We start from the raw sequence: 13439 nt of genomic DNA on the forward strand, positions 1-13439 counted from the left end.
AAACCATCTTCACGGCCTCGTCCTTGAACTCAGGCGAGAACTTCCGTCGACGCTGCGACACTCAATCTCTCCGTCCAGTCTCTCCCACCTTAGTGGGTCAACTGTCCGGAAAGAGCGAGGCATCTCAAGCGTCCGTGGTGGTGTTCGCGGTCAATGGTTTGGGCGGACGTCGTGTCGCTATTGGAGGGAACCGGCGTTGAGCATGGTGATCATGGCGTGAGGTGTGATTGTCGTGGGTCGATCGCTGACTTGGCCGTCTCCTAGTTCGATGACCCGCCATCTGCCGTCGGCGCGTAAGGCGAGGTCGGCTGTGACGAAGGGCAGGTTCAGTTCGGCAATCATGGGCTGAAGTGGGCTTAGGTCGAGCTCAGTGGTTGGTAGGTCATCGGGTGTGTCGGGGTGTGGTCCGGCCAGGAGGCAGGTGCCGTCGATCCACCAGGTGCGGACCTCTGCGGAGACGAAGTTCTCGAAGCGGCGGAGGACGAATCCGCCGGTCATGTCGTCTTCTCGCAGTTGTCGAAACCGGCTCGCGACGGCCCAGGCAGCGTCCGGGTCGTCGAGTTCGGGGATGAATGCCGCCTCGTGCCAATAATGTTTCATCGACTTGGTGTAATCGCGCAGCACGGCCGAGCCAGAACCCAACTCCTCGCGGGCACGGTCGAAGGCGTCGCGGTCGTCCCCGACAGTCCATGCTGATCGAGGGGTAAGGGTCTCCAAGCTGGAATACCAGCCAGGCAGCTCATGCGCTCGTCGATACTGCTCAGCGTTAGTGCGTAGGATGACACCCCGTCGAGCCAGTGCCGCGGCGAAGGTCGCGTAATGCTCGCTGCGGAGCATCCAGCCGCGGTAGATCGCGTCGTCACCGGCCGGGACCCGGCTCACCGCATGCTCGCCCCCGTCGGGCTTGCTCAGGGCGTCATGGTCGATCACCGCAACGTCAATCCCGGCCGCACGAGCGGCCTCCGCTTCCGCCGCGAAATGTTCATCGGGACGACGGGGACGAAGGACATCGGCGGGAACGAGCAACATCATGAGTGCATCCTGCCGGTTCGCCCAGTTGATCTCCAGACATTTTCCAGACAGCCCGCTTGCCGGGAAGAACTGCATAAACAGGATATGGTCACCTGTCTCAGATCGACGCCCGGTCCGACGCCATGCTCCGTCCGCTATTCGGCTACTTGAGAATGCGGCGCGCCTTGCTGGCACGGTGGGTCAAGTGTCTGTACTGGACCGCCCAAGGGCGGAGCGAAGGTTGGGCATGCCCAGATGGGTCACGGTCTGCTGCGCAGTGCGCGTCCGCATCGCTTCGAGTTTCTGCGCTGCGGCTGCCATGGTGGTCTCGATCACGATGACCTCGCCCAGCCAGCCCTGCTCCTTTGCCTCCTCAAGCCTCTCGACGAGATTGGCGTGGATCTCTTCCAGTCGTGGCATTTGGTCTGGGTCGACCCGGAGTAGAGGACACCTGACGCAGGCGTTTTCGTGCGCACAAGGGGTTCCGTGGTCGCGGGCACATGTTCCGAGAACCACCTTTCGTAGCTCAAAATGGGCGAGGAAGTCGTCCCATTCTCCGGTGGTGAGGTCGCGGTATTCCTCTCTGGGTCGCTCGGCCCACCATCGGGCGATGAACGCCCGATGGTGGGCGATCACGTCTTCGGGGTAGATCGCCGCGTAGCCCATCGTTGTGTCCACAGTGGAATGACCGCAGATCTTGGCCGCGATGTGGGGGGGAGGCCCGGAGCGGATGGCATCGGTGACGAAGATTCTCCGGAAATCGTGGGGGCGCCATTCCAGTGGCTGGTCAGCGGCGGTGATCTGGGCGGACTGCGACGTAGCGACGAGACACTCCCGGATGTAGCTGCGGGTGAGTGGCCGGTCTTCGGTGCCGAAACGTCGTTGGAACAGGAACGGCATCGGCGAGCTCCAGGTCTGCTCGAACACGTCGTAGGCGGACACGAGTGGCAGAGCGGCGTTGCCTGCCCGGACTCGGAAGATGATCGCAGTCAAGACCTCGCCGAGCTAGGGCGAGACCAGAAGTAGCCGCTCCGCGTCGGTCTTGGAGGGGCGACTTGATGACCTGCCCGGCTACCAGTAGCTCCAGGCCGCAGCACAGTTTGTCGCGGTGATGGCGTCGAGTCGGGACTCGCCCGTTCAAGGGTAGATCAGCCCAGTCGAATCCGGCGGTGCCAGCTCACGCACCCGGTCGCGCAGCTCGCGCTCCAGCGCGTTGATCTGCACCGTGAGCTCGCGGCAGCGTGCCAGCAGCTCGCGGGCGATGCGTGCCACGAGACCGTCGCTGTCGGCCAGGCGGCGAGCCAGGTCGTCGATGACGCAGTAGCAGCGCAGGCCGGGCGAGGGGACCTGCAGGTCTGGATGGAGTTCGTGCAGGTGCCAACGCGGCCGGTTGACCTGGTGGTGCGCTGCGCCACCAGGTCGTACCGGTAATCGACCAGCAGCTTCACCTCTGGTCGGGGGTCATGGTTCTTGTGGATGTCCGGCTGGTGGCGGGTTACTGACGCTGTCGGGTCCTGCCCGGCGGCTGACGTCGGCGGCGTAGGCGGCCCAGTCGCCGCTGCTGGCGCGCTGCCAGGCGACGGCAGCGCTGATGTGGATGCCGAGCATGCGGGCGAGCAGCGCGGCGGGCGGGTCGGTGGCGAGTTGGAACAGTGCAGTGGAGCGGGATTGTCCGGATTGGATTCCGAGCTCGCGGAGTCGTTCGGCCAGGCGGTAGGTGCTGATGGGGCGTCCGGGTTGCCCACCGGGAAACAGTCAGAGCGAGGCGCCAGGGTCGCCGATGGCGGCGTGGTGGCGACGTGGCGGACGAGTCCGGCGAGTGGTTCTGGGAGCACAACTGGTTCGCTGCCGAGGTGGATGCGGATGTCGTCGCCGGTGTGGATCTGATCGAGGGTGAGGCGGCTGATCGCGGCTGGCCACTGGGCGTAGAGCAGAACCAACAGACCGGTCACCCGATGCTCGGGCTTGATGGTGTCGTCGTGCAGCAGCCAGCGGGCCTGTTCCCAACGGGTCTCGGTGTCGATGATCCTGCCGGCCCACCCCATTTGATGGCTGCGAAGTCCAGTTGGGTCAGCTTCTGTTTGCGGGCCCAGCGCATTCGCCCATCCCGCGTTCGAGCAGATCACCTCGCGCGTGGCGAAGCAGTGCAACCGGATCCGCGGCAAACTGGCGCTGCCTGATGGCGATCGGCGGGGTCCCGGTGGATCAGCTCGCTGGAGTGCCGCAGAGTGCGGAGTCGATCACCTGGGTTCGTGTCGTCGTGCCTTCGGCCTGGACGAAGGTGTTGGTCACCAGTGCCGCGTGTCGGCCGTCGTCGGTGGCGAAGGTCCCCGACGAGTGGCCGGTCGCGGTGTCGCCGACGTGGCCCCACGCTTGCGTTCCGCACGACAGGTCGAGCCGGATCAGCCCGAGGCCGTAGCTCATGCCGGCCGCACCGGGGATGGGAACCGTCGTGCGCATCTGGGCCAGCGCGGTAGGTGAGATGAGCTTGCCGTCGGCGATTGCCTGGTCGAACGTGGCCATGTCCCGTGCGGTCGAGGCGATGGCTCCGGCCGTGGCCCACTGGGACAGTTCCCAGGCGAAGGTCCGGTCGAACCAGAAGAAGAACGGGCCCGACCGGCCGCCGATGTAGCCGGGCAGATAGGGCGTGGCGAGCTGCCGGTCACCGGGGCGGGGGTAGCTGGTCCTGGTCAGGCCGAGCGGCCTGATGATCCTGGTGGTGATCGCGTCCCGGGCCGACATGCCGGTGGTCTGCTCGATCAGCAGGCCGGCCACCAGGAAGTTGACGCTGGAATATCCCCAGCCGGTGCCCGGTGCGAACTGCGGTGGGTCGGCCAGAGCGGCGCGGACTGTCTCCCGCAGGCTGTAGGTGCCGTCCGGGTCGGCCTCGGGCTTGCCGAGGTCGTTGGTGATGCCGCTGGTGTGTTGCAGGATCTGTCGCACGGAGATTGCGGTGCCGTCGTAGCCGTTGCCGTCGACCACGCCTGGCAGATACCGCTCGATCGGGGCGTCCAGGTCGACCTTGCCCTCGTCGGCCAGTTGCAGCACCACGACCGCGGTGAACGTCTTGGTCTGGCTGCCGATGCGGAACTGGTCGTCGGGCGTTATGGACCGCTGGGCGTTGGTGTCCGCGGTTCCGCTGTGCATCTCCCACGAGTGGGTGCGGTTGCCGGCGTGGACAGCCGCGCCCGGCCCTGCGCCTGCTTGGTAGCTGTCGAGCACTGCCTGGGTATCGGCGTGCTCGGTGACCGGCGCTGCCTGCGCGGGCGCGGGAATCGCCATCGCGACGGCGGCGGCCGCCATCAGTGGTACGAGGCGGTTTCTGTTCACACTGCTCTCCTGAGCGTCCGTTTCCTGAGTGCCCACGGTGGTCATCGGGGCGGGCAGGGTGGGTTGTAGGTGATGCCGGGGAAGTACTGGTTCCACTCGCTGGGGGTGATCCGGGTGTGGATGTGGTCGCAGGCGCGGATGATGAGCTCGTCGGTGCCGGTGGGGGTGATCCGGGCGGTGCGGTCCCAGCCGCCGGTGGCCAGGGCCCGTCCGTCGGGGCTGAAGGCCACCGACCACACGCCGGTGACGTGGCCGGTGAGGACGGTCTGTTCGAGGGGATGGTGCGGGTCGGTGATGGTCCAGATCCGTGCGGTGGTGCCGCCGCTGGTGGCGAGAGTGCGCCCGTCGGGGCTGAAGTCCACGCCGAAGAGCCCGCTGGTGTGGCCGGTGAGCGTGGCGAGTTCGGTGGGGGCGCGTGGGTCGGTGACGTCCCACAGTCGTGCGGTGTTGTCGTTGCCGGCAGTGGCCAGCATGCGCCCGTCGGGGCTGAAGGCCACTCCGTATACCGCGCTACGTGTGTGGGCGGTCAGCGCGGCGAGTTGGGTGGGTTCGCGCGGGTCGGTGATGTTCCAGATCCGGGCGGTGTGGTCCTCGCTGGCGGTGGCAAGGGTCCGGCCGTCGGGGCTGAAGACCGCCGAGTAGACGACGCTGGTGTGGCCGGTGAGGGTGGCGAGTTCGGTGGGGCGGCGGGGGTCGGTGATGTCCGAAAGTCGCACGATGCCACCGAAACCGGCGGTGGCCAGAGTGCGGCCGTCGGGGCTGAACGTGACTCCGTATACCGTTCCGCCCGTACTGGGGATGGCGGCGAGTTCGAAGGGAGTGCGCGGATTGGTGACATCCCACAATCGCACGACGTCGTCCCCGTTGGCGGTGGCCAGTAGATGTCCGCCTGCGCTGAAATCGACCCCGAAGACCGTGCTGGTCGCGTTGGGGATGGCGGAGAGTTCGGCGGGGATGCGAGGACCGGTGACGTCCCACAGCCGCACGGTGTGGTCCCCGCTGGCGGTGGCCAGAACATGCCCGTCGGGGCTGAAGTCCACCGAGTAGACCTCGTGCGGTTGGTTGATCAGTGTGGTGGACAGGGTGCTGATCAGGCTGTCGCGGGTTTCGGGGGTGGGGGCCAGCCGGTGGGCGGTCAGGCTGAGCTGTGCGGCCAGATCCTGGTTGGTGCGGAACAGTTCAGTGGCGTCGACGGCCACGTTCTTGGCGATGGCGGTTCGGGTGTGGACGGCGTAGACCGTGGCCGTCGCGGCGAGCAGGAACAGCACCGCGAGCAGGGCGACGAGTTGGCGCAGGCGTCGGGTGCGGCGCTGGGCGGCGGCTCGTTCGCCTGCTTCGGCGTCGAGGCCGGCGTCGAGGAAGGCGCTTTCTCGTGGGGTGAGCCTGTCGTGCGCGGAGTCGGCCCAGTCGCGGGCGATGGCCAGGCGGGTGCCGCGGTAGAGAGCTCCAGGGTCACGGTCGAGACCTTCCCAGACGGTGGTTGCGTCGGTGAGTTGGCGGTGTGTCCGTTGGCCTTCGCGGTCTTGGGTGAGCCATTCGGTGAATCGAGGCCAGTACCGGATGAGGGCTTCGTGGATGATCTCGATGCCATCGTGGTCCAGCGTGATCAACCGGGCTTGAGCCAACTGGTCGAGCACGGTACCGGCGTCGGGGTTCTCGAGGTCGAGTTCGCCGCGGTCGAGGCGGCGTTTGGTGTCCTCGGTGCCTTCGCCGAGGGCGACCAGCCGGAGGAACAGTTGCCGTGCCCAGTGTTGCTGGGTTTCGGTCAGGGCGGTGTAGGTGGTTTCGGCGGTGTGGGCGATGGCCCCGGTGATGCCGCCCGTCTCGTGGTAAGCGGCGAGTGTCAGTGCGTTGCCGCGGCGGCGGTGCCAGGTCTCGAGCAGGGCATGCGATACCAGTGGCAGCACGCCGATCCGGCCGTCGGCCTCGGCACAGAGTGTGGCTTGCAGGGCGCTCTCGACCGAAAACCCCGCCAGGGACGCGGGCCGGGTGATCACCTCACGCAGCTCGGGTGTGGTCATCGGCCCCACCAGCACCTGCGCCTGCTGCAACACCTCGACCAGGTGCGGGTAGCGGCTGCAGTGACCATAGAAGTCCGCGCGCACACCCAGCACCACCCGCAACCGGCTGCCGTCCGTGCTGGTGGCGGTGATGAGCAGGTCGAGGAACCGGGCCCGTTCGGCCGGGTCGGGGCACAGAGTGAAGATCTCCTCGAACTGATCCACCACCAGCACCAGATCGACTTCGGCCGGGTGATCGGCCAGCCCCTGGCGGACCGCCTGATGCACAGCCCTGATGTCACCGGCGAAATCCGCTACGAGCCGGGTCGGTGTTGTTCCGGTGAGCGAACTCAATGCCAGGGCGCATTCCTCGATCGGATGGGCTTGGGGAGTCATCACCGCCACGGGCCACGGGGTTTCCGCGTGGCTGGTGATCGCGGGCAGCAGCCCGGCCCGTAACAACGACGTCTTGCCCGCGCCCGAAGCGCCCACCACGGCGACGAATCTGGAGTCGAAGACCCGCGCGCGGATCTGCTCGACCAGCTGATCGCGGCCGAAGAACCGGTCGGCGTCCTGGTCCTGGAAAGCACTTAACCCGATATACGGCGCGCCCTGCTCATCTCCCGCAGGTCGAGGGGCGGGTTCGGCGAGCTCGGCCGCCACGTCGCGCCAGCGCTGCTCCCACGCAGTGGTGTCCCCATCGCAGGCTTGGACATAGGCCAGGGTCACCGCCAGGCTCGGCAACTTGCGCCCACCAGCGGCCCCGGACAGCGCGGCGGCCGAATAGTGCGCGCGCCGGCCGAGCTCACGATATCCCGGACTGCCCGCGTTCTCACGCAGTGTCCGCAGATCAGCGGCCAACCGCAGCAGCGGACCGTTCCCCGGATCCAACGGACGCTCCGCACGCGCCACAACCCACCCCCAGTTGAACAACCCCGCCAGAATTGTTCACACCTCGTGGTTCACCGTCCAGGCCCCGACACTGAACAACCCAAACCCGTTACACACATCCTTGCGGCCAGCACCGGCACCGACCGTCTTGCAGCCGGCTTTGACGTCTACTGCTCGCATCGACAAGGGGAGAGTGGTCATGGTTTCCGGAGGTCGAAGTCCCGTTGGGCCGCGTGGACGGATGTGGTCGCGTGTACGGGTGCTGGTGTTCGTGTTGACGGTGGCGCTGGTTGCGTCGTTGGCGCAGATGGGGGTCTCACCTTCGGTGGCAGCGGCACCGAAAGAGGTACCACGGGATCTGCCGATGCTGTCGGCGCCGTCACCGGATCAGTCTCGCCAGGTGCCCGATGCGAAACAGCCGAAGGCTGATTTCACACCGTTAACGGGCAAGGGGGCCGACGGCGCGCGTACCGGCGCCGGTACAGCGCCGGAGACGAGTCTGGTCAGCCCGGTCGATCAGGCCGTGGTGGCAACACAGACACCGACGCTGCAGGTCGCCGCGGTCGGAGACGGCATCCTGTACTGCTTCAAGATCTCCACTGGTTTCGATGGCCGCTCGGGCAGTGTGGTGGACTCTGGGTGCCTGGACCAGCCGACCTGGACTGTGCCGAAACATGTGTTGCACGACGGCGGTCGCTACACCTGGACGGCGGGTACGGCGGTGCCCGGCGCGTCGACGGCGACGCCACCTCGGTGGGTCGGGCACTTCACGGTCAACCAGCGGGTGGGGGATACGGGTCCGGCGCCGACCGACGTGCTGGGCCCGGTGACGGTGAACCTGTTCAACGGCAACGCCCACGTCGAGGCAGGCGGGCCGGCGTTCCAGACGGTTGGCGGGTCGGCGGGGGTGAACTTCGCCTACAACTCCCGGCAGAGCGCGGCGCGTGGGGTGCGAGCGTCGTATTTCAACGACTCCCGGCACACCGGTGCCCCGGATGACATCCCGGTGATGGTGCGCGGCGAGTCGCAGGTCAATCTGGACTGGGGGATCGCCTGGAGCAACAATCCGGACAACCTCCCGTGGCGGGACAACCCGCTGCCGCCGGCGATGAACAAGGACTGGTTCGTCATCCGATGGGAGGGCCACTTCAAGGCCCCGGTCAGCGGCGATTTCCGGTTCGGCGGTGGGCATGCCGACGGCGCGCGGATCTGGGCGGATGGCAAGCTGGTCTACGACAACCCGAACTCCGCCGATGTCGGCGATGACTTCCTCCTCCCCGGCGCCAAGCAGGACCGGGATGTCCCGCTCAAGGCCGGCCAGCGGGTGCCCATCAAGATCGAGTTGTACCACCATTCGGCGGAGCGGCCCCGGATGGTGTTGTGGGCCAAGAGCACCGTCGGCGACGCCAATGACCGCAGCCACAATCTGGCGCCTCGGATCGTGCCGACGGAGTGGCTCTACTCCGCCGACCCGGCGCCGCTGCCGTCGGGATGGACGCTGTCCACGCAGTCCAGTGCCTACAGTCACGCGGAGATGCTCGACGGGTCAGTAGTACTGACTGATGGCGCGGGCGGCAAACACACCTGGACCAAGGTCTCCTCCGGCGGCTACACGCCCCCGGTCGGTGAGGACGGCGTGCTGGCCTTCGACGCCGGCGGCAGGATCTCGGTCACCGAGAACGATGTGGTGTCGGTGTTCAACCCCGACGGCACGCCTGCCACCGTGGCGTCGGCGTTGGACAGCAAGAAACCTGCCGCACTGCAGCACATTTACAGTGGATCGCCGTCGCGGTTGACCCAGATCAAGGATCCGGTGTCGGGCCGGGCACACACCCTGTACTACAACACCGACAACAGTGACAGCTGCTACGGCGGGGTGTCCCGCCCGCCGGGATCCGACCCGGCTCCACCACAGATGCTGTGCCGCATCCGGTACTGGGACGGCACCGAGACCAGGCTGTGGTACCAGATGGAAACCCTTGGCCGGATCGAGAACCCTGGTGCGGACATCCGCGACTACGACTACCGGGACCGGGCACTGGCCAAGCAGCGCTACGACGACGCCGGCGACAACGAGGTGGAAAAACAGAAGGCCATCGACAGCGTCGGGCCACTGACCACGATCCGCGACGGTCTCGCCTATGACTGGACGGCCCGGCAGCCTGCTTCCGCCGGGAACAGCTGCACGAACCTCGACGACGTCGCCGGCGCCTGCACGGTGATCGGGTACGGCTCCACGGTCGAGCAGCCCAACGAGCCGCCCGTCCTGCGCGCGATCCAGGTACTGGCCCCGGCCCCGGACGGTCGCACCAGCGGACTCCGAGCCGAGCACTTCTACCAGTATTACCTCGAACGCAAACAAACCACCGTAGCCCTGGCCGGGGTGTACGACGCCACCCGCTCCCGCACGGCGACCTACGACGACGCCGGCCGCACGGTGTCCACAACGGATCTCACCGGGGCGACCATCGCCGCGGAGTGGAACGCGAAAGACAAGGCCACGGCGGCGGTCGACAGCGCCGGTCGCCGCTCCACCACGTTGTATGACCACGCAGACCGCCCGATCGACAAGTACGGGCCCGCGCAGGCGTCGTGCTTCACCGGCCAGACCCCGACGCCCGCATGCGCGGCGACCATGCCGCACAGCCACACCAACTACGACGAGGGCATGGCCGGGCTGTCGGCCGCGTTCTACGACAACCCGTTCCTGTCCGGGATTCCGAAGCTGTTCGCTACCGGCGTCGGCACCACCGACGGGAAATTGTCGCAGTCATGGGGTTCCTCCCCGCCGGTCGCGAACACCGGCGGCTGGTCGGGCCGGTTCACCGGCGAGATCCAGTTCCCCGCCGCTGGGGACTACCAGCTCGGGCTCACCGTGGTTGACGGAGTCCGGCTCTGGATCGACGACAATCTGGTTGCCGACGGCTGGACCGACAAGATCAGCACCGCGGTCACCGGCACCTACACCAATGCCACGGCCGGAAGCAGGCAACGGATCCGGGTCGAGTACTACAACCGCGCCGGGACCTCCGGCGCGCTGAGCTTCACCTGGACCCCGCCCGGCGCGACGACGCCGGTGACGGTGCCAGGCACGAACCTGGCTCCCCGCTATGGGTTGGCGACCAGCGCCACCACCGACGACACCTCCGGCGGCAGCATCGAACGGGCACCGACCAAGCGCATCGCGACCAGCTACACCGACCCCGCGGCAGGGATCGACCCGATCTACGGGCTGGCGATGTCCAAGACCGCCGACCCCGGCGGGCTGAACCTCACCACCCGCAGCACCTTTGAGCGGCCGGGCCAGGGGTACCTGCGCAAGCTGGCAGCGGCACTACCGGGCGGCGATGTCGCCAACCCGGCCAAGCGCACCACCACCACCTACTACGGCGACACCGAAACCCGCGCCAACCCTTGTGTCCCTGGCTCGCCCGCGGTCAATCAGGGCGGCATGGCCAAGACCGTCACCGCCGCCAAACCGGCCGGCGGTCCGGCGATCGCCGGCGAGAGCGTGTACGACGCGGCAGGCCGAGCCGTGGCTCAAAGCGTCGGGGACGGGGCGTGGATCTGCACCGGCTATGACGCGCGCAACCGGGTCGTGAAAAAGAGCTTCCCGGCTTATGGCGACAAGCCGGCGCGCACGGTCGTCACCGACTGGGCGGTCGGCGGCGACCCGCTCATCTCGAAGGTGACCGACGAGAGTGGGTCGATCACCACCGCGATCGACCTGCTGGGCCAGGAAGTGAGCTACACCGACGTCAACGGCGTGACCTCGATCGCCACCTACGACCAGGTCGGGCGGTTGACCAGCGACACCACCACCATCAAGGGCCGGACCAGCACCGTCGCCTACGCGTGGAACGACGCCAACCAGCTGACGAAGGTCACCGTGGACGGCGTCACCGTCGCCACCCCCGCCTACACCACCGCCACCGAACTGGCCTCCGTCGACTACGGCAACAAAACACGCCTGGACCAACTGGCCCGCAACGACGCAGGCAAACCCATGGCGCTGACGTGGAAGACCCCCGCCGCCACCGTGGTCGACAAGGTGACCCGCTCCCGAGACAACCGCATCACTGACGATGTGGTGACCGTCAACGGGAAAACCGAGGCGACCTACTCCTATAGCTACGACACCGTTGGCAGGTTGGCCGCGGCGACCGTCCCGCACCACCAGCTCTCCTACCGGTTCGACCAGGCCAAGGGGTGCGGCCCGAACCAGGCGGCTGGATCGAACAGCAACCGCACCGCCTCCACCGACAGCCGCGACGGCGCGGCTCCGGTCACCACCACCTACTGCTACGACGACGCTGACCGGCTGATTTCCACCAGCGGCGGCACCGCGCTGTCGCTTGAGTACGACAGCCGTGGCGACACGGTGAAAATCGGCGGCGACACCCTGGGCTATGACGCCATGAAGCGTCACCTGTCCACCACCACCGCGGCCGGGGTATCGATCACCTACGCACGGGACCCGCAGGACAGGTTGACCGCTCGCACGGTGACCGGCGCCGCCGACGGGTCGAAGAACGGGACCACCCGCTACTCCTACAGCTCCAAACAGGACACCGCCGACCTCATCCTCGACAAGGCAGGCAACCTGCTGCAGCGGATCGTGCCGCTGCCCGGCGGTGTGCTGCTGACCAAGAACTACGACCAGACCGGCACCACCAACTGGTCCTACCCCAACCTCCACGGCGACGTGCTGTTCACCGCGGACGGTGCCGCCACCCGCACCGGCGGCATCTACCAGTACGACCCCTTCGGGCAGACCATCGATCCGAACACGGGCGCGTTCACCGACGTCCCCATCCCCGCCACCGCCACCGGCGGCATGGACTATGGGTGGTTAGGCCAATACCAGCGACCGGTGGAACATCTGGCCGGCCAGCAGGCCATCGAGATGGGTGCCCGCACCTACCTGCCGATCCTTGGCCGGTTCCTGCAGGTCGACCCGGTCGATGGCGGATCGGCCAACGACTACGACTACGTCAACGCCGACCCCATCAACGCCATGGACCTGGCGGGGACGTTCCCCAGCTTGCGCTCGATAGCCTCGAAAGCCACCACCGTGGCCGCGGTGGTGTCGTATGTGCCGGGCCCGATCGGCACGGTCGCCGCCGGGGCGGCCGTGGCGGGACATCTGGCCCAGGGCAATAAGCAGGCTGCCGCCACGGCCGCGCTCGGCCTGATTCCCGGCGGCAAGCTGGTCGGCGCCGTCGCCAAGAATGCCGCGAAGATGGCCCCGGCGGCAGGGAAAGCGTCGGCCCTGTACCGGACAGGAAGCACGACCAGCGAGAATTTGACCAAGCACTACCCCGTCTCATTCCGTGAGTCGGTCTCAAGTGCCGCCAACGGCAAGCAGGTGTTCCGTCCGAATGACAGGATCTGGGCGATCGACCCCTCGAAACTGAAAAATGGTCGGATCGACCGCAACGATGTACCGCCTGGGCATGTCAACGTCCATGCGTCGGCCGATGACATCAAGGGCGCGATCATCCCGCATGGTCCCGACAATCCCTTGGGGCAGCTCGGTTTGAAGGCTATGGAAGAGAACGGCGTCTACAAACTACCGAAGAAGTAGGGCAAATGACCGAACCGGATCACCTCGGCTGGCAGGGCGACACGATCACGCGGGCTGGCGTGGCCGAGCGGCTGGATCGGGCCGGCTCACTCGTGGCGTTGGAACGCCTGGCCCAAGGCGGCGGTGACACGAACTGGTTCGTCGCCACCTGCCGCCAGGACCTGACGACGATCGCGGACCGCCTGCGCCCTGGCAGTCTTGTCACCTTCTACTTCGACAACAGGATCGCGCGACGGCCCTACACCGGAACAGTCCGTACGGAACTGCTCGACATCATCGAACGGAAGGGAGACGCCCTCATCGGATGGCTCAGACCCGACGGGGTGAGTATCAGGATGCGCGTCGTCGACGCCGGAGACCTTGACGAGGAAGTCCTCGACGCGGAAAGCGACGACGACGTCTACTTCGGCGCATTCCCGGCAACCGACAACGACGGTGCCGACGCCATCACCGTGACGATCCCTGACGAGGACGGGGTGGTTCGCGTCCACGCGTACTAGTACTCCAGTCGTAGTTCGTGATGGTCATGGTTCGTGGGTTGTTTGTCGCTGGTAGTGGCTTTGCTGGGCGCGGTATTGGTGGCGTCTGCGCCAGCTTGAGCAGCGGATCCGGTGCGCGGC

The 13439-nt window shown here is 67.0% G+C and carries 9 protein-coding genes; 3 read left to right on the forward strand and 6 right to left on the reverse strand.

The window, feature by feature from the left end; all coding sequences use genetic code 11:
- Positions 1–177 precede the first annotated feature (177 nt).
- The 4 genes from ACLARN_RS43650 to ACLARN_RS43665 all read right to left on the reverse strand — a co-directional run bounded on the left by ACLARN_RS43650 (position 178) and on the right by ACLARN_RS43665 (position 2619).
- A complete protein-coding gene (locus ACLARN_RS43650) occupies positions 178–1107 on the reverse strand; it encodes an ATP-grasp domain-containing protein (RefSeq protein WP_409497378.1) in 930 nt (309 codons plus the stop codon).
- A gap of 105 nt (positions 1108–1212) precedes the next feature.
- Positions 1213–1953 carry a tyrosine-type recombinase/integrase gene (locus ACLARN_RS43655; protein WP_409497379.1) on the reverse strand — a complete coding sequence of 247 codons (741 nt, stop codon included), beginning with the start codon at positions 1951–1953 and terminating at the stop codon, positions 1213–1215.
- A 195-nt stretch (positions 1954–2148) separates the two neighbouring features.
- Entirely contained in the window at positions 2149–2283 is a 135-nt protein-coding gene (locus ACLARN_RS43660) for a hypothetical protein (RefSeq protein WP_409497380.1), read from the reverse strand.
- Positions 2284–2472: 189 nt separating this feature from the next.
- Positions 2473–2619: a hypothetical protein gene (locus ACLARN_RS43665; protein WP_409497381.1), complete on the reverse strand. Its 147-nt coding sequence runs from the start codon at positions 2617–2619 to the stop codon at positions 2473–2475.
- 191 nt (positions 2620–2810) lie between these two features.
- Between ACLARN_RS43665 and ACLARN_RS43670 the strand changes: the two genes are divergently transcribed.
- On the forward strand, positions 2811–3191 hold the full coding sequence (locus tag ACLARN_RS43670) for a hypothetical protein (RefSeq protein WP_409497382.1): 381 nt from the start codon (positions 2811–2813) through the stop codon (positions 3189–3191).
- 25 nt (positions 3192–3216) lie between these two features.
- Here the strand turns inward: ACLARN_RS43670 and ACLARN_RS43675 are convergent, their stop codons facing one another.
- Both ACLARN_RS43675 and ACLARN_RS43680 read right to left on the reverse strand, forming a co-directional pair.
- Entirely contained in the window at positions 3217–4341 is a 1125-nt protein-coding gene (locus ACLARN_RS43675) for a serine hydrolase domain-containing protein (protein WP_409497383.1), read from the reverse strand.
- A gap of 41 nt (positions 4342–4382) precedes the next feature.
- Positions 4383–7232, reverse strand: coding sequence for a hypothetical protein (locus tag ACLARN_RS43680; protein ID WP_409497384.1), 2850 nt, complete (start codon positions 7230–7232; stop codon positions 4383–4385).
- A 400-nt stretch (positions 7233–7632) separates the two neighbouring features.
- Here ACLARN_RS43680 and ACLARN_RS43685 point away from each other — a divergent pair, with 400 nt between their 5' ends.
- The gene (locus ACLARN_RS43685; protein WP_409497385.1) at positions 7633–12819 is read left to right on the forward strand and encodes a PA14 domain-containing protein; all 5187 of its coding nucleotides are present in this window, start codon (positions 7633–7635) and stop codon (positions 12817–12819) included.
- A 5-nt stretch (positions 12820–12824) separates the two neighbouring features.
- Positions 12825–13319, forward strand: coding sequence for a hypothetical protein (locus ACLARN_RS43690; RefSeq protein ID WP_409497386.1), 495 nt, complete (start codon positions 12825–12827; stop codon positions 13317–13319).
- Positions 13320–13439: the final 120 nt, after the last annotated feature.

Source organism: Amycolatopsis sp. cmx-11-12, from assembly GCF_046269425.1.
Lineage (GTDB): Bacteria > Actinomycetota > Actinomycetes > Mycobacteriales > Pseudonocardiaceae > Amycolatopsis.